This is a genomic window from Aeromonas bestiarum (genome assembly GCF_000819745.1).
Lineage (GTDB): Bacteria > Pseudomonadota > Gammaproteobacteria > Enterobacterales > Aeromonadaceae > Aeromonas > Aeromonas bestiarum.
The window spans coordinates 124,222-148,009 of sequence record NZ_CDDA01000028.1 but is presented as its reverse complement, the minus strand read 5'-3'; the positions used below and the strand labels follow the sequence as shown (position 1 = coordinate 148,009).

Genomic DNA, 23,788 nt, shown 5'->3' with positions numbered 1-23,788 from the left:
TGGGCAGTGGCGATGCAGATGGCTGACTGGGAGAGGCATTGTGGCCGGGCAGCGGCGATGCAGATGGCTGACTGGGAGAGGCATTGTGACCGGGCAGCGGCGATGCAGATGATTGACTGATGGAGGCATCATGGTCGGGCAGTGGAGATATGGACATGGCAGGCACCTTCTTTCGGGGGCGCTACTCTAGCAAATTTGGCGACGGGCTACCAAAGCGTCGTGCCGTGAATCGGTACTGCCAGGCTGGGGAGCGGTTCTGTGGTGGCGTGCGGTAGCAAGGAGCGGGGCCAGCGTCGGGCTGGCCCTGGGCTATCAGGTGCGGCGGACGGCTGGGCCGGTTGGCAAGGCTATCAGGGCAAACAGGCTGTCGAGCAGGAAGTCGGCCTCCCGGGTCAGGTCGATGCGCTCCGGGAAGTGCAGCCAGTTGATGATGTAGCCATCCAGGGTGCAGTGCAGCAGGGTGGCGGCCCGCTGCAGATCCAGTCCCCGGGGCAGCTGGCCGAGGCGCACCGCATTGGCCAGGGTGGTCTCCAGGTCCCGGAAGAAGTTGGCGGACTGGCTGCGCATGTGCTCGCGCAGCGAGATGGCTTCCCCTTCCAGCGACTCGAGATTGAACATGATGGTGAACATCTGCTGGTGGGCAGGATTGGTGCTGATCTTCACCAGCACCTCCTTGAGGAAGCTGCGCAGCTTGCCGAGGGGGTCCGGCTCCTGTTCGGCGACACAGGCGTCGAGCTGATGGGAGAGCGGTTGGCACAGCTCCTCCCACAGGGAGACGAACAGCTCCTCCTTGTTCTTGAAGTGCCAATAGATGGCGCCACGGGTCAGATCGGCGGCCCTGGCAATATCGGTCAGGCTGGTCTTGGCCAATCCTTGCGAACAGAACAGATTCAGGGCCGTACTCATGATGTGGCAGCGGGTCTGCTGCGCCTCTTCTTTGGTTCTTCTGGCCATCGACATCTGCGCCTTGTAAAAGTAAAAAAAGTCACTTACATACATTTATGAATGTATGTATATTGCCTCATCTTTCCGATTTTACCAACAGGGTCATACAAAACCTGTGGTTATTCATTGATTGACAGAGGCTCAGGTTCTTCATGCATAAACATATTCTCGCACGTTCGGTCGGCCTTGCCCTGCTGGCAAGCGGTCTGCTGACAGCTTGTGGCGAACAGGGCAGTGCCCAGCAAGGGCCGGGTGAGATGCCACCCGCCGCCGTGGATGTCGTCACCCTGCACACAATGCCGTTGCAGCTTACCTCGGAGCTGACCGGCCGCAGTGCCCCGCTGCGGGTCGCCGAGGTGCGTCCCCAGGTGAGCGGCATCATTCTCAAGCGCCTCTTTACCGAAGGCAGCGACGTCAAGGCCGGTCAACTGCTGTACCAGATAGACCCCGCCGTCTATCAGGCCAGCGTGGCCAGTGCCAAGGCCAATCTGGCCAAGGCGCAGGCCAACGAGCAGAGCGCCCGCCTCAAGGCCAAGCGTTATGCCGAGCTGGTGAAGGTGAAGGCCATCAGCAGCCAGGAGTATGACGACGCCGACGCCGCCTGGAAGCAGCAGCTGGCCGAGATTGGTGCCGCCAAGGCCGCCTTGCAGAGCGCCAACATCAATCTGGCCTATACCCGCATCACGGCCCCCATCAGCGGTCGCATCGGCAAGTCTGCGGTGACCGAGGGGGCCCTGGTGACGGCCCAGCAGGCCGACAGCCTTACCTCCATCCAGCAGCTCGACCCCATGTATGTGGATGTGCGTCAGTCCACCGCCGATCTGCTGCGCCTCAAGCGCCAGGTCGCCGCCGGCAAGCTGACCCAGGGCCAGCAGGATGGCGCCAAGGTGCGCTTCCAGCTGGAAGATGGCAGCAGCTACAGCGAAGAGGGCTCATTGCAGTTCTCCGACGTGACCGTGGATGAGACCACCGGCATGGTGACCCTGCGGGTGATAGTCCCCAACCCTCACCAGCTGTTGCTGCCCGGCATGTTCATGCGCGCCACCCTGCAAGAGGGTGAGCGGGCCGAGGGACTGCTGGTGCCGCAAACCGCCGTGACCCGCACCCCGAAAGGCGGTGCCACCGTCATGGTGGTGACCGCGGACAACAAGGTCGAGCTGCGGGAAGTGCAGCTGAGCCGCATCGTCGGCAGTGACTGGGTGGTGGAATCCGGTCTCAAGACGGGCGAGCGAGTGATCGTCGCCGGTCTGCAAAAGGTAAAACCCGGGGTTGTCGTGGCGCCCACTGAACAGACTGCCACCGAGCTGTCTGCCCAGACCCCGGCCAACAAGTAGGATGGAGTAGTCGCCTCATGGCACGATTTTTCATAGACAGACCCATTTTCGCCTGGGTGATCGCCCTGGTGATCATGCTGGCGGGGAGCCTGGCCATCATAGGCCTGCCGATCGCCCAGTATCCCAGCATAGCGCCACCCGCCGTCGGCATCTCCGCCAGCTATCCGGGCGCCTCCGCCAAGACGGTGGAAGACTCGGTGACCCAGATCATCGAGCAGAACATGACGGGGCTGGATCACCTGCTCTACATGTCTTCCCAGTCCGATTCGTCCGGCAATGTGTCGGTGACCCTCACCTTCCAGGCCGGTACCGATCCCGATATCGCCCAGGTACAGGTGCAGAACAAGCTGCAGCAGGCGATGTCGTTGCTGCCGCAGGAAGTACAACAGCAGGGGATCCGGGTTCAGAAGACCTCCAGCAGCTTCCTGATGGTGGCAGCCTTCATCTCCAGCGATGGCAGCATGAACAACGATGACCTGGCCGACTACGTGGTGGCCAACATCAAGGAGCCGCTGAGCCGTCTGGACGGGGTCGGGGACATCACCTTGTTCGGCAGCCAGTACTCCATGCGGGTCTGGCTCGATCCGAACAAGCTCAACCGGGTACAGATGACCCCGATTGATGTGCAGACCGCCATCAAGGCGCAGAATGCCCAGGTGGCGTTCGGCAAGCTGGGCGGTACGCCTTCCGTGACCGATCAGCAGTTCACCGCCACCATCATGGGGCAGACCCGTCTCTCCAGCGTGGCCGAGTTCAACAATATCTTGCTGCGGGTGAATCAGGACGGCTCCAAGGTACGGCTGCAGGATGTGGCCCGGGTTGAGCTGGCGGGCGAAAACTACGACGCCGATGCGCTCTATAACGGCCAGTCCACCGCGGCTGTCGCCATCAAGCTGGCGACCGGTGCCAACGCCCTCGATACTGCCGAGAAGATCCGCGGCAAGCTGGATGAGCTCTCCGCCTACTTCCCGGCCAACATGGAAATCGTCTATCCGTACGACACCACGCCGTTCGTGAAGATCTCCATCGAGGAGGTGGCGCAGACCCTGATCGAGGCGATCTTCCTGGTGTTCTGCGTCATGTATCTGTTCCTGCAGAACTTCCGCGCCACCCTGATCCCGACCATAGCCGTGCCCGTGGTGCTGCTGGGGACCTTCGGCGTCATGTCGGCGTTCGGCTTCTCCATCAACACCCTGACCATGTTCGGTCTGGTGCTGGCCATAGGCTTGCTGGTGGATGACGCCATCGTGGTGGTGGAGAACGTGGAGCGGTTGATGAGCGAGGAGGATCTCTCCCCGCTGGAAGCGACCCGCAAGTCCATGACCCAGATCACGGGTGCCCTGGTGGGGATAGCCCTGGTGCTGTCCGCCGTGTTCGTGCCCATGGCCTTCTTCGGCGGCTCGACCGGTGCCATCTATCGCCAGTTCTCCCTCACCATAGTCTCGGCCATGGTGCTGTCGGTGCTGGTGGCGCTGATCCTGACCCCGGCGCTCTGTGCCACCCTGCTCAAGCCGATCAAGCACGGCGAGTTCGGTGCCCAGCGCGGCTTCTTCGGCTGGTTCAACCGAGCCTTCGATGCCGGCGCCAACCGTTACCAGAACGGCGTGCGCAAGGTGGTCAAGCAGGGGGTGCGTTACGGCATCATCTATGCCGCCATGCTGGCGGTGCTGGCCATCCTGTTCATGCGCATGCCCACCTCCTTCCTGCCGGAAGAGGATCAGGGGGTCATCATGTCCATGGTGCAACTGCCGGTCGGTGCTACCAAGCAGCGAACCGAGGTGGTGCTGGCGGACATGCGCGACTACTTCCTGAAGAACGAGAAGGATAACGTCGAGGCCGTGCTGACGGTGGCGGGCTTCAGCTTCGCCGGTAGCGGTCAGAACAGCGGCATGGCGTTTATCAAGCTGAAAGACTGGAAAGAGCGCGACACGCCGGAGCGCAGTGCCAACGCCATCATAGGCCGCGCCATGGGCTACTTGTTCAGCATCAAGGAAGCCCAGGTGTTTGCCTTCAACCTGCCCCCCATTCCGGAGCTCGGGACGGCCACCGGCTTTGACTTCTACCTGCAGGATCGCGGCGGGCTGGGGCACGAGAAGCTGATGGCGGCGCGCAACCAGCTGCTCGGCATGGCGGCGCAGGATCCCAACCTGGTGCGGGTGCGCCCGAACGGGATGGAAGATACACCGCAGCTCGACGTCAAGATCGACTACGAGAAGGCGCTGGCGCAGGGGCTCTCCATCAGTGACATCAACAACACGCTGGCGGCGGCCTGGGGCTCTTCCTACGTGAACGACTTCGTCGATCGCGGTCGGGTCAAGAAGGTCTACCTGCAGGCGGATGCACTGTTCCGGATGAACCCGGAAGATCTCAAGCTCTGGTACGTGCGCAACAGCGCGGGCCAGATGGTGCCCTTCTCCGCCTTTGCCAGCACTGAGTGGAGCTTTGGCTCGCCCCGTCTGGAACGCTACAACGGTGTCTCCGCCATGGAGATAGTGGGTGAAGCTGCGCCCGGCAAGAGTACCGGTGATGCCATGGCGGCCATAGAACAGATGGTGAAACAGCTGCCGGAAGGCATCGGCATCGAGTGGACAGGTCTCTCCCTGCAGGAGCGCCAGGCGGGCTCCCAGGCGCCGGCCTTGTACGCCATCTCCCTGCTGGTGGTCTTCCTCTGTCTGGCGGCCCTGTACGAGAGCTGGAGCATTCCCTTCTCGGTGATGCTGGTAGTGCCGCTCGGGGTGTTGGGCGCCATTCTGGCGGCGACCATGCGGGGGCTCGAGAACGACGTCTACTTCCAGGTGGGCTTGCTCACCACCATAGGGCTGTCGGCCAAGAACGCGATCCTGATCGTCGAATTTGCCAAGGAGCTGTATGACAAGGGGATGGGCGTCAGCGAAGCCGTGGTGGAGGCAGCCCGGTTGCGGTTGCGTCCGATCCTGATGACCTCGCTCGCCTTCATCCTCGGCGTGCTGCCGCTGGCCATCAGCTCGGGCGCGGGTGCCAGCAGCCGCAACGCCATAGGTACCGGCGTGATGGGGGGCATGATCAGCGCGACCGTGCTGGCCATCTTCTTCGTGCCGCTGTTCTTCGTGCTGGTGACGCGCTACTTCACCAAACACAGTTCACGGGAAGAGCGTGCTGCCCTTGCCAAGGAGACTCATCATGACTAAGACGATCGTCGCCTTGAGCGTGACACTGCTGCTGGGGGCCTGTTCCATGGCCCCCGACTATCAAAGACCCGAGCTGCCGCAAGGCGCCTCCTGGCAGAGCAACCAGGCAGAAGGGGAGGCGGTTGCCTCCCCCTGGCAGCAGCAGTTCCTCGATCCTGTCCTGCAGAAACTGATCGCCACTGCGCTGGAGAACAACCGGGATCTGCGTATCGCGGCCCTCAACGTCGAGGCCTATGAGGCCAGATACCGGATCCAGCGGGCGGCCCAGTTGCCGACCCTGGCGGCGAATGGCTCAGGCACCCGCCAGCAGGGGTCCGATGATCTCAGCAGCACGGGGCAGGGGACTATCAGCAGCCAGTACGATGCCAACATAGGCATCACAGCCTATGAGCTGGACCTGTTCGGCCGGATCCAGAGCCTGAAGGATCAGGCGCTGGAGACCTATCTTGGTCAGATCGAGACCCAGCGCAGCACCCAGATTGCGCTGGTCGCCTCGGTGGCCAACGCCTATCTCACCCTGCTGGCGGATCAGGAGTTGCTGGCGCTGAGCGAGGCAACCCTGTCTACCGAGCAGGAGAGCTATGGCCTGACCGAGCACAAGTATCGCCTGGGCGCGGCCTCCGAGATGGAACTGGCGCAGGGGCGTACCGCGCTGGAGAGTGCCCGGGTCAGCCTGGCCCAGTACCAGCGCCAGGTGAAGCAGGATCGCAACGGTCTGGCCCTGCTGCTTGGCAGCCAGGTACCGGCACTGGACGGTCAGCCGGCGACCCTGGCCGAGGTGCAACTGGCGGCCATCCCGGTCGGCGCACCTTCCAGCCTGCTGCAGCAGCGCCCGGATATTCTGGCCGCCGAGCACAGTCTGAAGGCGGCCAATGCCAATATTGGTGCGGCGCGCGCGGCCTTCTTCCCCTCCATCTCGCTCACCGCGACGGCGGGCACCGCCAGCAATCAGCTGAGCGGCCTGTTTGATGGCGGGACCGGGACCTGGTCGTTTATCCCCCAGATCAACCTGCCCATCTTCGATGGCGGCAAACGCATTGCCGATCTCGACGTGGCCGAGGTGAGCACCAGACAGGCGGTGGCCAGCTACGAGAAGAGCATCCAGACCGCCTTCAAGGAGGTTGCGGATACGCTCGGCACCCAGGCTGATTACCAGCAGCAGTTGCAGGCGCAGCAGGCACTGGTCGAGGCCAACCAGACCTACTTCAAGCTGGCGGAGTTCCGCTATGAGCAAGGAGTGGACAGCTATCTGACCCGGCTCGATGCCCAGCGCTCGTTGTTCAGTGCCAAGCAGGGGCTGATCAGCACCCGTCTGGCCCAGCTGACCAACCAGGTGGCGCTTTACAAGGCTGTCGGTGGCGGCTGGCAAGCCCCTGACGCAAGCGCGACGGCGAGTGTTCAGCAGCAGTAGCCATCACCTACCAGCTTGCGTTATCGTATAGCCATAGGGCGAACCATCCGGTTCGCCCTGTTTTTTGAGCAAGATCATATGCATATGGCACCTTGATGACATAATGCGTCGTGCTTTATCGAGTTGGGAGACGCGTTTTGGATATCAGCGATATTGATGGTGTGTGAAATGGCGGCGGCATTGCAAAATAGCATTTGCATCATGTTAACCAGATAAAAAGGACCTTATCAGGACCTGTTATCTTAGTGTCTATCGCCAGTCTAGGTGAGTAAAAATTCATTTTTGCATTTAAGATCAAATAAATAGTAACTGAGCAAGCTAAAGACTAGCCGTGATGGTTCTTGCCTTATATAAGCAAGGAGTGTGAATGGCAAGAAGGTGAGCAGGGGTGATGTCGGCCCTGTCCAAGGGTCAGATCTGACGGTGCAACAGGTCGCTAAAGGCGTTAGAATTCTGCCTCATTGTTGAAATGGAATAGCTCAGTAAGATAGGTTAAAAAGTCAACTTATCATTGGACTGTCATAAGCAAGTCGTGGCCAAGATATCTGCCGCTACGCCGCAAGCTGGAGGGCACTATGGCCAACAGCACACTCAATCTGGTTAAAAGCAGCGAACTGGGAGCTGTAACTCAGGGGCGGTAGCCATTGCATTTTTTCCGTTGATAGTCAGAAATCTGCCGGTCAGACATGCTTATTCTTGTCTCTCACCTCATTGCCGAAAACGGTATGGTTTTTCATTTTTCATTTTAATTTCAATAGCATACATATGAAAATCCTTGTCACTGGTGGCGCTGGCTTTATCGGGTCGGCGGTTGTTCGTCATATCATTGGGCATACCCAGGATTCAGTCATCAACCTCGATAAACTCACTTATGCAGGTAACCTGGAATCGCTGGCTGATGTGGCAGCGAGTGCTCGTTATGCCTTTGAGCTGGTAGATATTTGCAACCGTGGTGAACTGGATCGGGTGTTTGCTCTGCATCAACCGGATGCCGTGATGCACCTGGCGGCTGAAAGCCACGTCGATCGCTCCATCACAGGGCCCGCTGATTTCATCAAAACCAATATTGTTGGCACCTATGTGTTGCTGGAAGCTGCCCGTGCCTATTGGAACGATCTGGACGAGACGCGCAAGGCGGCTTTCCGTTTCCACCATATCTCTACCGATGAGGTGTATGGCGATCTGCCTCACCCTGATGAGGTAAGTAGTGAAGAGCCGTTGCCGTTGTTTACCGAGACCACTCCCTATGCTCCGAGCAGCCCCTATTCTGCTTCCAAGGCATCCAGTGATCACTTGGTTCGCGCTTGGTACCGTACTTATGGTTTACCTATACTGGTGACTAACTGCTCCAACAACTATGGTCCCTATCAATATCAAGAAAAGTTGATTCCGCTGGTGATCTTGAATGCCCTAGATAGCAAGTCACTGCCGGTTTATGGCAAGGGTGACCAGATCCGTGATTGGCTCTACGTAGAAGATCATGCCCGCGCCCTCTACACAGTGGTGACCAGTGGCATTATCGGTGAGACGTACAACATAGGTGGTTACAACGAAAAGCAGAATCTTGATGTGGTACATACCATTTGTGATCTACTAGATGAAATGGCGCCTTTACCGCCTTCGCCCCGTGGGGGAAAAGGCAGAAGCTACCGAGATCAAATTACCTATGTGACAGATCGTCCTGGCCACGATCGTCGTTACGCCATCGACGCGAGCAAAATGAGCAATGAGCTGAATTGGAACCCACAAGAAAGCTTTGAAAGCGGTCTCCGCAAGACGGTACAGTGGTATATGGGCAAGTCAAACTTGGTCAATGAATTTATCGAGAATTAATAGAATGACAGAAAAAAAAGAGTTTTTTCAGTTTATCTCATTGTTACGAGGATTTGCCGCTCTATTGGTTGTATGGTCACATCTAGTCGGTTGGTGGCTAAACGCTAATAAACTTGAGTCACCATATCAATACTATTGGGAAAATACAATTGTCAAACCTTTTCATTTATATCAAAATGGGGGGCATCTTGGAGTTGTTTTATTTTTTCTTATAAGTGGATATGTTATTACACATGTTTCATTGTCGGAGACTACTAAAGAATTTATTATAAAGAGAGTGCTAAGAATATTCCCGACACTCTTTATTGCTCTGCTTATTACCGCTGGCATTGTTTCACTGTGTGTTTATTTTGGGCTAATGCTTCCTCTTGGCACAGGAGAAAGGACGGTTGAGCAGTACATATATTCCTTCCTGCTATTGAACATTCCGCTTGGAATGCCGGCTGCCTTGAGTGTGACATGGACGCTCGCTATTGAAATTATTTTCTATGTGCTCACGGCCATTTTTCTTATGCCGACTAAGAAAAATGCATTAACTTCTACATATTTGTTCTGTTTAATCACATCATTGACTATTTTATTCTCTCCCTATTCCCAGCTATTGAAAGAGACTGCATATTTACTGGTGTATATATTTATACTGTTGATTGGTAGAGTTTATTACTTTGGGGTTAGAAGTGAAAAAGATAAAAGCAAATATTTGATGCTTGGTGTTTTAAATTTTGTTTTTTTCTCTTATTTTTATGATTATTTGTATCCAGGAAGGTTTTTTTCCATCGAGTCTGGGAAGGTGAATTACCCATTGATATATACATACGCAATTGCTTTGTGTATATTTATAATTTCTAGTCAATTATATTATTCTAGAACTAAAGTCGGTTCATTTTTTTCTGACATAAGTTACTCATTATATCTTATCCATCTTCCAGTTGGCTGTTTTGTTCTTGCTATCTGTCATGTTAATAAGTGGAGTTTTGAACTGTCGGTTATAGTAGCTTTTATAATATGTTTCATCTTATCTAAATGCATGTACGAATGGATAGAGAAACCACTTCAAAATTTAGCAAGAAAGTGGTGCTCACATATCTCAGTTGGTAGATCTATAGATATTCAGGCAAGCAATGTGTGAGACAAATTCAATTCTCTCGTATGTACGGAATGATACTCAAAATATAATAGGTTGTTATAATTAATGTTGGCGAATCATATACTAAAAAGTACTCTCTGGATGATGCTAGAGAAAGGGAGCCGACTGTTTATAGGAGTTATGGTCAGTAGCCTAATGGCCCGCAGCCTTGGTCCGGACGGTTTTGGTGAACTTAATTATTTAATTTCACTTCTGACGATAGCATCGGTGCTCAGTTCACTTGGTCTAAATCGTATCATTGTACGGGAGGTTGCTAACAACATTGAAGATAGATTTTTTTGTCACAGCACTGTCTTGACAGCATTTTATTTGAGACTTGCCGTATCCTTTATTCTGTGGCTTGTAGTAGTTGCTGCTAGTGCGCTGTTCTGGCCTGAAAATATATTATTCGTCACCATAATTTTTGCTTCGCTCTTTTTCATATCTTTTGACGTGTTTGATTTTTACGCTCAAGGGATCTCAGATTTCAAAATAATCAGCCTTTGTCGTCTTGCCACATTTCTAGTTACATCATTGCTCAAAATTGGAGTCATTTTACTCGGTGGAGGACTAGAAGAATTTGTCTGGTTGGTGATGATAGAGTATTTTCTAGTCGCGGTGCTTTTTTATTTCGTTTTTGTCCGCAGGCGTCATCTGGAGTTACAACCCCAGCAGGTCCAAGTGCGACGAGGCATTGAGTTGGTTATGGAATCTTGGCCAGAAATCATTGCGGGGTTTGGTGCGATACTGTTTATGCGCCTTGATCAGATATTGCTTCAATGGTTATCTGGTGATGCCAGTGTCGGGATATACTCTGCTGCGACTCGGATTACTGAAGCATGGTACTTTTTACCATCGGTAATCATCGCAACGACGTTTCCAAAGCTGGTGTCGTTACGCAGCTCTTCCTATGAGCGCTATTTTGAAGGTATCCGGGCGTTGATGTCTTTTTTGGTCATGCTTTCCGTTGCCGTTGCGCTGTTTTTCAGTCTGACAGCAGACTGGATAGTCGCTTTGCTATTCGGTCCGAATTATGCCGAGAGTGCCAACGTCATCGTGTTGCACACTTGGGGGGGGATTTTCCTGTGCATGGGTATTACCTCCGGTTCTTGGTTAGTGGCAGAACGCAAGCTAAAATTAAATTTGCAGCGTAATCTATTTGGGCTGGCGGTGAGTGCAATAACAAACTGGATGTTGATCCCTCTCTATGGCGTTACTGGCTCTGCCATTGCAACCGTTGCAGGGCTAGGGGCCGCATTTTATTTCTTCGATCTACTGCATCCCCAGCTCAGACCTATGTTCTGGCTCAAGACTAGTGCATTTTTACCTACTCATCTTTATCACTTTGTCCGTGACTGGAAATAATTTAATCATGAAGCTTAAATCTATTTATCAACACCTGCGCCACTCGCTTTTTAGACATGGCACTGCATTGGAAAAACCTTTAGTAATTCAGTTTCCGGTCATTGATACTTGCAATTCTCGTTGCCAGATGTGCCGTATCTGGGAGAACAAGAAAAGCCATGACATTACGGTTGAGGAGCTGCGCAAAGGGTTGAGCAGCGAGCTATTCAGCCGCGTTGAAGGAATTGGCTTTAACGGTGGTGAGCCCACCTTGCGTGATGACTTGATTGAGTTGGTTGAGGTGGTGCTCGATCAGCTGCCTAATCTTAAAAATGTATCTCTTATTACCAATGCTTACAAATATCTGCAAGTGATCGAGCAGATCGAAAAAATGGGGCGTCTTGTCAGATCCCGTGGCAAGCATTTCGATGTAATGATATCGCTGGATGGCTTCGGAGATGTACATGACCGCGTGCGTGGTCGCAGTGGAAATTTTGAAAATGCCAAGAAAGTATTGGCATTTCTCAGCGATTTTGATGGGGTAGACAACGTTAGAATTGGTTGCACCGTCATTCGGGAGAATGTCTTTCATCTGGCCGATTTATTCGAGTTTTGCGTCAGTCGCGGGCTTTATATCAAGTATCGGCAGGGGGTTCCCCATCAGCGGCTATATACAGAAAATCTGTTAGACCCATATGCGTTAACTTTTGAAGAAAAATATGAGTTTGTTGAGTTTCTTGAAGGGCTCATAAAGTATTACGAGCCAAGTCCGCTGCAGCGTTTCTTCTATCGCTCACTGATTGATCAGGTTCTATACAACAAACCGCGAGCGGCGGGATGTGACTGGCAGCATCGTGGGGCCACGATTACCGCCAAAGGAGAGCTCGCTTATTGTGCGGTTAAAAGTAAAGCCCTGATGAGCAATATTGCCGATGGGGACCCTATGCAGGCGTATTTTGGCAACCAGGCCCATTTGCACGAGATCCTCGCTAACGAGTGTGCCAACTGCCACCATGACTATGTAGGCCTGCCCAGTCCAGCCGTTTATCGCCGGATAATGATGGCGCGCATTGAGGAGCGTATTGGCCTTAAAGACAAGTTGCGCCGGGTGCCAGGGTTTACAACGCTCAATCGTTATCGCCAACGTCATGGCTACAGTAAACAGCTTCAGTATTATCAAGCTCAGAGCGATCGCCCGCAGGTGTCCGCAGCAGGCAAGCAAGTGATTATCTGTGGTTGGTATGGTACCGAGACCCTGGGAGATAAGGGAATTATCGGCGGGGTGATGCATGCGTTGAGGCGTCAGCTTGGGGAAGAGACCCGGTTTGTCGTCGTAGCTCTCAATCCCTATATCAGTGAGATGACTCGTCGCCAGATGCCGGAGTTTCGTAATACCCGCATAGTGACACCAGAAGAGGGGGTGGGGCTTGCCCGCCATATGGATTTTGTGGTGTTCGGTGGCGGTCCCTTGATGGCGATTGATTCTCTGGCTCCCATGCAAGCCATCTTTGAGCGCGCGAAGCAGGGGAGAGCTTGCACCATAGTGGCTGGCTGTGGGGTCGGACCACTTGGGGATACTTGGCACAATGACAGCATTGCCACCATTTTGCGATTGGCTGATATCAGGGTCTACCGGGATGCACGTTCACGCGACTATGCGCAGCAAATTGGTGTTGATGCAGCGCGAGATCCGGTGGCAGAAGATCCCGCCTTTACCTGGTTGGCCAGCATCGCCGAGCAACTGCCCAGCAAGATGCCAGATCCCGAGCGCCCAATCTTGTTGTTGGGACTACGTGACTTCCCCTATCAGGAGTATGCTCGCCATATCCCGCTTGTTCAGGCGTTGGCCATTCGTGACAATTATGAGCGGGTCGTGGTGGATGCCCTTATCCAGCTGGCTGCCAAACGTCCTAATCTGGTGATCAGGCCACTGCCTATGTGCACCAATCACTTCGGGTCGGACGACCGCTGGTTCTACCGCCGCTTGTTCCGTCAGCAGCCTGAGCTGGAGGCAGCCCTTGACTACTCATTGCTGGGGCCAGAGATGGCGCCATTGCCTTATTGTGAGGCATTCAGAGCCGCCGATGCGTTGCTGGCCATGCGTTTCCACTCTTTGGTGTTTGGCCTAGGATTGGGGGTTAACTCGGTTGGCATGGACTACACCCTGGGCAAGGGCAAGGTCCGTTCTTTGGCCGAGCGCTTTGGCGCACCCCTGCTGGGCATGACAGATCTCAAGGTTGATGAATTGGTGAGTGCGCTAGAAAGTGCGCTCGATGCAGCTCCTGCCATGCCCATCACTATGGAACAGCTCAGTTTTGTCCCTGCCTTGTTGGCAAAATTGCAGGAGGCAGAGGCATGAGGATCCTGCATATTTGCTATAGCGACCTGGATGGTGGTGCCGCACGCGCCGCTTTTCGCTTGCATCAGGCCCAGCGCAGCCAGGGCCTCGACAGCCAGATGCTGGTGATCAACAAGTGCTCGGATGATCCCTTCGTGCATACCGTCTCCGGTTTAAAGCAATTGCGGATCAAGCTGGTCTCTGCATTGAGCCGCCTGCTTCTGCGCTGGCAGAAAAGCCCCAATTCGGTGCATCACTCACTCAACCTGTTTCCATCCGGCCTGCTACGTGAAATAGACAAATTGTCCCCCGATATGGTCAACCTGCACTGGTTGGGGGGAGAGATGCTGTCAGTGAAGGAAATCGGTCGAATTCGTCAGCCAGTGGTCTGGACACTGCATGATATGTGGGCCTTTAGCGGGGCCGAGCACTACGACGATGAAAAACCGTCGGAGCGTTATCGCACAGGATATAGCCGTGAGAGTCGTCATCCCCAGCACAATGGACTGGATCTCGATCGCTGGATATTTAGGCGCAAGCAAAAGGCATGGGCTGGCAAGCCATTTCAGATTGTGACACCCAGCAACTGGCTGGCCGACTGCGTTCGGCAAAGTAGTCTGTTTGCCGGCTTGCCTGTGTCGGTGATCAGCAACTGTATCGATCACACCCAGTATCGCCCGCTGTCTCGGGAACTGGCCCGTGAAGCGCTGGGATTGCCACAAGACAAGCAGTTGTTGCTGTTTGGCGCCATGTCGAGCACCTCGGATCCGCGCAAGGGTTATCACCTGCTGATCTCCGCGCTGCAGCATTTGAGTGCAGAGGGCAAGGCGAAGCAGATCGAACTGGTGGTGTTTGGCGCTAGCCGGGGGGATGCCGAACAAGTTACGGGGATCAAGACCCACTATATGGGGCGTCTGCACGACGATATCAGCCTCTGCCTGCTCTATAATGCTGCAGATCTATTTGTTGCCCCTTCATTGCAAGATAATCTCCCTAATACCTTGGTCGAGTCGCTGTCTTGCGGCACTCCTTGCGTAGCTTTCAAAATCGGTGGAATGATCGACCTCATTCCCAATGCGCTATATGGTGAGTGCTGCAATAATATCCATGAGTCTGATTTGGCTAATGCTATTTCAGTTCAATTAGATAAAGTCGACTCAAATAGAAAGAGCAAGATACATAATGCTAGCTATTTAACCCGTTCTTTTGAACCAATAGTTGAGAAATACAGTGAGATATACAACTCAAACCGAGTTAGATAATGACTCACCTTCGAAAAACAAAGAAAATTCAGTTAGCATTATAAACTATTTTTTATTAGTGGTTGTTTTGTTTTTAAACCCATTGTTATCACTATTTACTGTCGCGCTGTTAAATTTTTTTGTTTCGATAAATAAAAAATTATTATATATATATGCCTTTGTTTATACAATACTCATTGTCAATAGAGAGTATTATGTAAGATTTGGTGAAAGTAATGGTGATGACACGGTAAGATATATCCCATTTATTAGGGAGATGCTGAACTTAGATATTTCTGATGCATTAATTACTCAGAGAGACATATTTAGCATTGAGCCTGTTCCTCGGCTGATATGGTGGGTGGAAACCCAACTGGGGTTGGATGTAAATGTCATTATATTTATACAGGCGCTTGTATGGGTCTTTTCATTAATATTTCTTGCTGAAAAAATAAGTAGCCGCTTTTCATTTGTCATCCTATTTATTGGTATCTGTTTCTTTTCATATACGGTGCCCTATACATTCTTTCATTTATATAGACAGGCGTGGGCCCTCAGTTTTTTCATATTATATATTGTTCTTTTTGAGTCTAGATGGCGCTACTTTTTGCTAGTATTAGCATGTTTGTCTCATCTACTCATCATTCCTGTATTTATAGCAATTGAACTACTTGTTAAAAAAATCAAACCGTCCAACATATTAATGTTGTTAATAACCGTATTTTCATTGAGCTATCTTCTTTGGGAGCCCATCACTGCAAAGTTTTTTGCATACTCATCAGTAGATAATTTAAATTACAATCCACTAAAGTCTCTCATCTATTCAATATTGTTTTTTATGCTATTTCATCTATCAAAAAATAACAATCAATTACTTTTAATTACTCGTTATTTATTTTTTTTCTTGATTGCTATATATATAATCGCATTGTTTCCTTTTCTTGCTGACATAGCTAATCGTTATGTTTTATTATTGAGTCCTGTGCTGATTATGATGACCGCACCACTTTCTGTCAGGTATAGATGGGTTCTTTTTATTTTATTTGCGTTGTCAGCAGTCAAACTTATGGTTATGTTGATATCGGATGGTAATATATATTCATTTGTTATCAATGGTAGCCTTGATTTCTTTAATCCAATTGACGCAATATTTTTTTATTTTCAGCGAAGTATTTAACCATTTATGATATCTATAATTACAGTTGTTTATAATGACCCTGCTGGTTTAGAAAAAACTATAAAATCAGTAAGTTCTCAGAAACTACCCCGCCATTCTATTGAGTTTGTTGTTGTGGATGGTGGCTCTGGTCCCGATACAGTCAAGGTTATTAATGATTACGTATCTTTTATTAGTTCATGGGTGAGTGAAAGAGACAATGGCATTTATGATGCAATGAACAAAGGTATTAGTCTTGCCAAAGGAAACTGGATCTATTTTCTGAACGCTGGTGATACATTAGATAATGAAAATGTATTAAGTGTACTGCTAAAGGAAATTAATACTATATCCGGCAATGTCAATTTATTCTATGGCGGTTATCGTACCGATGGGATAATTCAGGAACAAGAGTGTTCATTGTCATTCTTGATTTCTCATATGTTGAACCATCAGAGCATGATTTACCACCGTTCTCTGTTCAAGCAGACATATAATACTCGTTATCGCTTTTGTGCAGATTATGCTCATCTTCTTTGTGTGTGGAAGAATCTTAAGCCGAAGGCGTTGGATCTTTGCATTGCAAATTTTGATACAACCGGCGTTAGTTCCCAAGCACATAATAAATCGTGGATGTGGAAAGAAAGGCTACACGCAGTATGGCAATCCGACTTTAATATTTTACAGAAGATGCTGCTGAGCAGCCGAGGCTTAATTGCATGGCCATATCATTCTGTAAAAAACTTCCTAACAAGGTCAAATTAATGAGCGGTATATGCTTTCAGACTACTCTATTCGTTGGTGTCTGCGTTACGAAGAATGATTGGTTACGCCATCAAAATTCGTTAAAAAGTTCATTTGAACACATCGCTCAAGCTTGGGGTAATCAGGTCTTGATTTTCCTTGTTGTACAAGGTGATAAAAAATCAAAGACTTCATATGCTGACTTACCTAATTATGTTAGTGTCTTTGAAACTGAATTTATGGGGATATCAAGAGCTAGAAATATATGTATTGAAAAAGCAATTTTTGTAGGTGCAGAGTTTATTCTATTTCATGATGCCTCTATCTACTGGCCTATGGAAAGTGCTGACTTTATTGCATGTAATCGGTATCATAACCCCAAGATAAAAGTTAGATTTTCTGATTGTGACAGAACTAATGTCAGTTTTAACAAAACCTTTATTAATGGTGATCTTAAAAAGATAAATCCAATATATGATACATATGTTTGGTCATATCTCTTCAAAGTTTCAGACATTGGTTTGATAAGGTTTGATGAAAATTTTGGGCCAGGTCAATTAACTCGTTTCAAAAGTGGTGAGGATGTTCTTTTTTTATTTGAGTATTTTAGTAAAAAAAATTACATTCGTGTATTAGAAGCAAGTGCAGCCTATGTTTATCATCCAGCAAGATCAGCGAGTTATGAAAAACACTTAACCTATGCAAAAGGTCAAGGGAAAATGTTTAGAGTTTTGTTAAAACAGCATCCTTCATTCTTATTGTATCGAGATTTTTTTTTGTTTTTAGGTAATGCAGTCATGCGTTGTTTATTAGGTAAGCCTAATTCGTATAGAATTTTGAGGCAAAGATTTATAGGTTTTTTTGACAGAGGTATTTAATTCATGAAAGTAGCACTAATCACCGGTATCACCGGTCAAGATGGGTCTTATTTAGCTGAGCTGTTGGCAGAAAAAGGTTATAAAGTGCACGGCTTGATTCGTCGTGCTTCTTCTTATAACACAACGCGTATTGACCAATTATGTAATAGTGACAACAATATTACGTTGCACTATGGTGATCTGTCAGACAGCTCAAATATTATTCGTCTAGTGAAAGAGATTCAACCGGATGAGATTTATAATCTAGCGGCTATGTCCCATGTCGCAGTCTCTTTTGAATCACCGGAGTATACCGCCGATGTAGATGCACTGGGGACGTTGCGTCTGCTGGAGGCGATCCGCATCAATGGGCTGGAAAAGAAGACTCGTTTCTATCAGGCATCTACTTCTGAGCTTTATGGTCTGGTACAAGAGATCCCGCAGCGGGAGACAACTCCTTTCTATCCCCGCTCTCCCTATGCTGTGGCCAAGATGTATGCCTACTGGATCACCGTTAACTACCGCGAGTCCTATGGCATGTATGCCTGTAACGGCATCCTCTTTAACCATGAGTCCCCCCGTCGTGGTGAGACTTTTGTGACCCGCAAGATCACTCGTGCCATTTCCAATATTGCCCAGGGCATAGAGCAGTGCCTTTATTTGGGCAATATGGACTCGTTGCGTGATTGGGGCCATGCCAAGGATTATGTGCGGATGCAGTGGATGATGCTGCAACAGGCGTCGGCGGAAGATTTTGTTATTGCCACCGGCAAGCAGATCTCCGTTCGCGAGTTTGTCCGGATGTCAGCCAAAGAGGCCGGGATTGAACTTGAGTTCAGCGGCGAAGGTATTGATGAGATTGCTACAGTGTCGGCGGTCAATGGCTCCAATGCTCCCGCTGTCAACGTGGGGGACGTGATTGTGCGTGTTGATCCACGTTATTTCCGTCCGGCAGAAGTAGAAACCTTGCTGGGAGACCCTGCCAAGGCCAAGGCTAAATTGGGCTGGGTACCCGAGATCACGGTTGAAGAGATGTGTGCCGAAATGGTTGCCAATGATCTGCAGCAAGCCAAACAACATGCTTTGCTCAAGGCCAATGGCTTTGATGTGGCAATTTCACTGGAGAATTGATTTATGACCGTAAAGGACACCACTACAAAACGGGTGTTTGTGGCGGGCCATCGGGGGATGGTCGGTTCGGCCATCTGCCGTCAGCTGATCCTTCGTGACGATGTGGAGCTTGTTGTGCGCACCCACCGTGAGTTGGATTTGACTCGCCAGGAGGCGGTCGAGCATTTCTTTGCGAATGAAGCGATCGATGAGATCTACTTGGCTGCGGCCAAAGTGGGCGGTATCCACGCCAATAACGCTTATCCAGCAGAGTTTATTTTTGAGAACTTGGTGATGGAGTGCAACATCATCAATTCGGCTCATCAGGCTGGTGTGCAAAAGTTATTATTTTTGGGTTCATCCTGTATTTATCCCAAGTTAGCTGAACAGCCGATGACAGAAGCGGCACTACTGACGGGAACTCTTGAGCCAACAAACGAGCCTTATGCTATCGCCAAGATCGCAGGCATCAAACTGTGTGAATCTTTTAATCGCCAATATGGGCGTGATTACCGCAGCGTCATGCCTACTAATTTGTATGGTGAGAACGACAACTTCCATCCGGAAAACTCCCATGTGATCCCGGCACTGCTGCGCCGTTTCCATGAAGCCAAGCTAAATGGTGACGGTGAAGTGGTGGTATGGGGCAGTGGAACCCCAATGCGTGAGTTTTTGCATGTTGATGATATGGCGGCTGCCAGCATTCATGTAATGGAGCTCTCTGACGATGTGTATCAGGCCAATACCCAGCCGATGCTCTCTCACATCAATGTGGGTACTGGGGTTGATTGCACTATCCGCGAGCTGGCAGAAACAATGGCCAAGGTGGTTGGTTTTACCGGCCAGGTGGTATTTGATGCCACTAAACCCGATGGAACACCACGCAAGCTGATGGATGTCAGCCGTCTTGCCGATCTTGGTTGGCGTTATCGCCATGACCTGGAAGCTGGTTTGACGATGACTTATCAGTGGTTTTTGGCCAGTCAGGATCAATTCAGGTCATAACATGAGTAAGAAACTGGATTTACCGCTATTCAAGACGATCGTTGCCCATACTCCTTTGGTTTCGATCGACTTGATCGTGTTGAATCGTGATGGCAAGGCGCTGCTGGGGCAGCGCCTTAATCGCCCTGCGCAAGGCTATTGGTTTGTACCGGGTGGACGGATCAGAAAAGATGAACCATTTGATGTAGCCTTTTTACGCTTAACTGCTGAAGAGTTGGGGGTAAGTATGCCACTGACGGGAGCCAGTTTCTTGGGCGCATATCAGCATTTTTACCCCGACAATTTTGCCGGCGGTGATTTCTCAACCCATTATGTGGTGCTTGGTTATCAGCTTGTCGTCGATGAGCTCGTCATGAAATTACCAATAGAACAGCACGATGCGTATCGTTGGTTTGACACGGTTGAGCTACTTGCTGCAAAAGATGTGCATCAGCACACCAAAGATTATTTTACAGAAAGGATGTAACGCTATGTTATTGCCTGTTGTGATGGCTGGTGGTTCTGGCACCCGACTATGGCCTTTGTCTCGAACCCTTTTCCCCAAGCAGTTTTTGTCTCTCACCAGTGATGCCACCATGTTGCAAGAGACCCTGCTGCGCATTGCACCGTTGGCTCATCAGCCTGCCTTCATTATCTGTAATCAGGAGCATCGCTTTATCGTGGCGGAGCAGTTGCGAAAGGCCAATCTGACCCATGGCAGCATTGCGTTGGAACCGGTTGGCCGTAACACCGCACCGGCAGTTGCCGTTGCAGCGTTGCATGCAACAGCCAAAGGTAATGACCCTTTACTGCTGGTGCTGGCGGCGGATCATATGATTGGGCGGCCCGACGTATTTTGTGCGGCGGTACAGGCTGCCATACCATTGGCAGAGCAGGGGAAACTGGTCACGTTTGGTATTGTGCCAACAGAGGCAGAGACCGGTTATGGTTATATCCAGCAAGGTGTGGATGCCGGACAAGGCGCTACTATGGTGAAGGCATTTGTCGAGAAACCAAGCCTAGAATTGGCAGAACAATATCTAGTTGATGGTCGTTACCTGTGGAATAGCGGCATGTTTTTGTTCAAAGCGTCGGTCTATTTACAAGAGTTGGAACAACACTGTCCGCAGATGGTTCAGGCGTGTCAGCAGTCATTGCAACTGGCGCAGGATGATCTCGACTTTATTCGGCTCGACCCTATAGCATTCGCGGCTTGTCCGGATGACTCGATCGATTATGCAGTGATGGAAAAAACCGCCAATGCCGTAGTAATGCCACTTGATGCAAGCTGGAGTGATGTCGGCTCTTGGTCGGCACTTTGGGAGGTAAGCGATAAAGATGAGCGAGGCAATGTATTGCGCGGTGATGTACTGACTGAGTCAACTGAAAATAGTCTGATTTACTCCCAACATCGCTTGATCGCCACGGTTGGGGTGTCTGATTTAGTGGTAGTTGAGACAAAAGATGCCGTGTTGGTGGCACATAAAGACAAGGTACAAGAGGTTAAAGGCATTGTTGCGCAACTCAAGCAAGTAAACCGCCCTGAGCAGTTGCAACATCGCGAGGTATTTCGCCCCTGGGGTAGCCACGATGCGATTGCTGATGGTCAGCGTTATCACGTCAAACAGGTTATGGTGAAGCCCGGACAAAAAACCGCATTACAGATTCATTATCACCGTGCCGAGCATTGGGTGATTGTCTCCGGTACCGCACGAGTTACCCGTGGTGATGAATCCTATATTGTGTCTGAGAATGAATCTACTTACATTCCTGTCGGGGTTGCTCATGCTATCGAAAATCCAGGAAAGATCCCGTTGGAGATGATTGAAGTGAGAACAGGTGTTTATCTGGCAGAGGATGATATTGTACGGTTGCCATCAACAGGGGTTGGATATTGATGAAGGTCAGTATTATTACTGCTACTTTTAATAGTGCTGCGACGATTTGTGATACATTGTCCTCATTAGAATGCCAAACTTACCCTAATATAGAGTATATTATTGTTGATGGTGCTTCGCAGGATAATACTCTTGAAATTATCCAAAAAAAATCCAGCAGAGTCAGTATGATCATTTCTGAACCAGATCGTGGGATATATGATGCGCTAAACAAGGGAATCGCTGCTGCAACTGGGGACATTGTCGGTTTTTTGCATTCAGATGATCTATTTTCTGCTCCTGATTCCGTTGAGAAACTAGTATCGGCTTTCGTCGCCGGAAATTATAATGCAGTGTATGCCGATCTTGACTATGTAGATAAATACGATACCAGAAAAGTTATTCGACATTGGGTGAGTGGTTATTTTAAACCAGTGAAGTTACAGTTTGGTTGGATGCCGGCGCACCCAACTTTTTATATGACTAAAGCTATGTATGAAAAGTGGGGGGGGTTTGATCTTAATTTTAACATTGCTTCTGATTATGACTCTATATTACGCTATTTTAATAGTGGGGAATTAAAGGCAGCTTACTTACCACAAGTTGTTATTAAAATGCGGGTAGGGGGAGCGAGTAATAATTCACTACGAAATGTTAAGAGAAAAATAAAAGAAGAAGTGAAAATTATGCGTAGCAATGGGGTGTTTTTTCCATTGGCATTATTAATGAAGCGATTGACAAAAATACACCAATATTTTAACTAAATTAATTGAGCCGAGTATTATGAATACTAAGCGAGTGATCGCCGATAGTCATGTTGCCTTTGGCACCAGTGGTGCACGCGGCCTTGTTGTGGATTTTACCCCTGAGGTATGCGCAGCCTTTGTGCATGCATTTATTACTGTAATACGTCGTGAATTCGATGTTCATCAGATGGCATTGGCCATCGATAACCGACCAAGTAGCTTGGCTATGGCACAAGCCTGTGCCGCAGCTATGCTGCAAGTGGGAATTGATCCAGTATATTATGGTGTGGTTCCGACACCAGCTCTGGCCTATCAGGCGATGCAGGATAAAATGCCATGTATCATGGTAACCGGAAGCCATATTCCATTTGATCGCAACGGTTTGAAATTCTATCGACCAGATGGTGAAATAACTAAACTCGATGAACTGGCGATCTTGTCAGCAGAGGTTCAGTTTTCACCATTGCCACCGCTCCCACAATTAATCGCTAGCTCACGGGCGGGGGAGACGTATTGCTCGCGGTATCGATCTTTATTTACTACTGATTTATTGGCAGGTAAGCGGATAGGTGTTTATGAGCACTCTAGCGCGGGCCGTGAATTATATGCACCTTTATTTGAGTCTTTGGGAGCTGAGGTTATTCGGATTGGGCGTAGTGACCAGTTTGTACCGATTGATACCGAAGCTGTTGGTGAGGAAGATAAAGCCAGAGCTCGTCGCTGGTCTGTTGAGTATCAACTAGATGCTATCTTCTCAACCGATGGCGATGGTGATCGACCGTTGGTCGCCGATGAAAATGGTGAATGGCTACGTGGTGATATTTTGGGTTTGTTGTGTGCCAATGCCTTGGATATAGAAGCGTTGGCGATTCCAGTGAGCAGTAATACCGTGGTTACTAGCTGTGGTCATTTTAATAAGGTAAAACTGACAAAAATTGGTTCCCCTTATGTGATTGCTGAGTTTTCTACTTTAGCCAAAGAATATAAGCGTGTAGCTGGGTTTGAAGCCAATGGAGGTTTCTTGTTGGGTAGCGATATTGATCTGAATGGTCAACCGCTTGCCGCCTTGCCAACACGTGATGCTGTATTGCCTTTCTTGATGTTATTAGCTACAGGGAAGGGAAAAATTTCTACACTAGTTACAGCACTGCCCGCGCGTTATACCTACTCAGACCGTATTCAAAATTTTCTGACCGAGCGTAGCCGAACGATTTTAGCCAACGGAATGGATAATCCTCAGGTATTATTAGAGCAACTTGGTTTAGCCGATTGTCACGTCACTCGAGTCGATTCCACCGATGGGCTACGTCTTACGTTCAAGGATTCATGTATCATTCACCTGCGCCCATCTGGTAATGCACCAGAGTTACGTTGTTATGCCGAGGCAAATGATATTGAAACGGCACAAGAGTTGGTTTTTAAGGTTTTAAAAAACATCAAAAATATTTAGTTTTTGCATGGGCTATTCTGTGCGGAATCATATAAATGATGCTTTATTGTGATTTAAATAAAGTTAATTTAACGGTAATTAATGATCTCGCGTTATTTTTCGCACTTTCATTTATTTCAACTCTT

General features: G+C 49.9%; 18 protein-coding genes. 17 read left to right on the top strand and 1 reads right to left on the bottom strand.

Going from position 1 to position 23,788, the window contains the following annotated elements:
• Positions 1-312 precede the first annotated feature (312 nt).
• Positions 313-954: a TetR family transcriptional regulator gene (locus BN1118_RS14025; RefSeq protein WP_043556833.1), complete on the bottom strand. Its 642-nt coding sequence runs from the start codon at positions 952-954 to the stop codon at positions 313-315.
• A gap of 143 nt (positions 955-1,097) precedes the next feature.
• Here BN1118_RS14025 and BN1118_RS14020 point away from each other — a divergent pair, with 143 nt between their 5' ends.
• The 17 genes from BN1118_RS14020 (at position 1,098) to BN1118_RS21270 (ending at position 23,663) form a co-directional block, all read left to right on the top strand.
• Entirely contained in the window at positions 1,098-2,279 is a 1,182-nt protein-coding gene (locus tag BN1118_RS14020) for an efflux RND transporter periplasmic adaptor subunit (RefSeq protein WP_043556712.1), read from the top strand.
• A 17-nt stretch (positions 2,280-2,296) separates the two neighbouring features.
• Positions 2,297-5,446 (top strand): efflux RND transporter permease subunit, encoded by a 3,150-nt coding sequence (locus BN1118_RS14015; RefSeq protein ID WP_043556711.1) that lies wholly within the window; start codon positions 2,297-2,299, stop codon positions 5,444-5,446.
• Positions 5,439-6,857 (top strand): efflux transporter outer membrane subunit, encoded by a 1,419-nt coding sequence (locus tag BN1118_RS14010; protein WP_043556710.1) that lies wholly within the window; start codon positions 5,439-5,441, stop codon positions 6,855-6,857. Before BN1118_RS14015 ends, BN1118_RS14010 begins: the two co-directional genes overlap by 8 nt.
• A 765-nt stretch (positions 6,858-7,622) precedes the next feature.
• Positions 7,623-8,690: a dTDP-glucose 4,6-dehydratase gene (gene rfbB, locus BN1118_RS14005; protein WP_052449201.1), complete on the top strand. Its 1,068-nt coding sequence runs from the start codon at positions 7,623-7,625 to the stop codon at positions 8,688-8,690.
• Positions 8,691-8,694: 4 nt separating this feature from the next.
• Positions 8,695-9,819, top strand: coding sequence for an acyltransferase family protein (locus tag BN1118_RS21285; protein WP_167336111.1), 1,125 nt, complete (start codon positions 8,695-8,697; stop codon positions 9,817-9,819).
• 63 nt (positions 9,820-9,882) lie between these two features.
• On the top strand, positions 9,883-11,181 hold the full coding sequence (locus BN1118_RS14000; RefSeq protein ID WP_043134199.1) for a flippase: 1,299 nt from the start codon (positions 9,883-9,885) through the stop codon (positions 11,179-11,181).
• A gap of 7 nt (positions 11,182-11,188) precedes the next feature.
• On the top strand, positions 11,189-13,519 hold the full coding sequence (locus BN1118_RS13995; protein WP_080741027.1) for a polysaccharide pyruvyl transferase family protein: 2,331 nt from the start codon (positions 11,189-11,191) through the stop codon (positions 13,517-13,519).
• Complete coding sequence (locus tag BN1118_RS13990; RefSeq protein WP_043134197.1) at positions 13,516-14,760, top strand: glycosyltransferase; 1,245 nt, start codon at positions 13,516-13,518, stop codon at positions 14,758-14,760. Before BN1118_RS13995 ends, BN1118_RS13990 begins: the two co-directional genes overlap by 4 nt.
• On the top strand, positions 14,729-15,916 hold the full coding sequence (locus tag BN1118_RS13985) for an EpsG family protein (RefSeq protein ID WP_167336110.1): 1,188 nt from the start codon (positions 14,729-14,731) through the stop codon (positions 15,914-15,916). The genes BN1118_RS13990 and BN1118_RS13985 overlap by 32 nt, the downstream gene beginning before the upstream one ends.
• 6 nt (positions 15,917-15,922) lie before the next feature.
• Positions 15,923-16,660 (top strand): glycosyltransferase family 2 protein, encoded by a 738-nt coding sequence (locus BN1118_RS21280; protein WP_084214124.1) that lies wholly within the window; start codon positions 15,923-15,925, stop codon positions 16,658-16,660.
• On the top strand, positions 16,660-17,517 hold the full coding sequence (locus BN1118_RS21805) for a hypothetical protein (protein ID WP_156994993.1): 858 nt from the start codon (positions 16,660-16,662) through the stop codon (positions 17,515-17,517). Before BN1118_RS21280 ends, BN1118_RS21805 begins: the two co-directional genes overlap by 1 nt.
• 3 nt (positions 17,518-17,520) lie before the next feature.
• Entirely contained in the window at positions 17,521-18,627 is a 1,107-nt protein-coding gene (gmd, locus tag BN1118_RS13980) for a GDP-mannose 4,6-dehydratase (protein ID WP_043137615.1), read from the top strand.
• Between the two features lie 3 nt (positions 18,628-18,630).
• Positions 18,631-19,611 (top strand): GDP-L-fucose synthase, encoded by a 981-nt coding sequence (gene fcl / locus BN1118_RS13975; RefSeq protein WP_043137612.1) that lies wholly within the window; start codon positions 18,631-18,633, stop codon positions 19,609-19,611.
• Position 19,612: 1 nt separating this feature from the next.
• Positions 19,613-20,077, top strand: a complete 465-nt coding sequence (locus tag BN1118_RS13970; RefSeq protein WP_043556708.1) for a GDP-mannose mannosyl hydrolase — start codon at positions 19,613-19,615, stop codon at positions 20,075-20,077.
• A gap of 4 nt (positions 20,078-20,081) precedes the next feature.
• Complete coding sequence (locus BN1118_RS13965; protein ID WP_043556705.1) at positions 20,082-21,488, top strand: mannose-1-phosphate guanylyltransferase/mannose-6-phosphate isomerase; 1,407 nt, start codon at positions 20,082-20,084, stop codon at positions 21,486-21,488.
• Entirely contained in the window at positions 21,488-22,231 is a 744-nt protein-coding gene (locus tag BN1118_RS21275) for a glycosyltransferase family 2 protein (protein WP_084214122.1), read from the top strand. The genes BN1118_RS13965 and BN1118_RS21275 overlap by 1 nt, the downstream gene beginning before the upstream one ends.
• A gap of 19 nt (positions 22,232-22,250) precedes the next feature.
• Positions 22,251-23,663, top strand: a complete 1,413-nt coding sequence (locus BN1118_RS21270) for a phosphomannomutase (protein WP_156994991.1) — start codon at positions 22,251-22,253, stop codon at positions 23,661-23,663.
• Positions 23,664-23,788 lie beyond the last annotated feature (125 nt).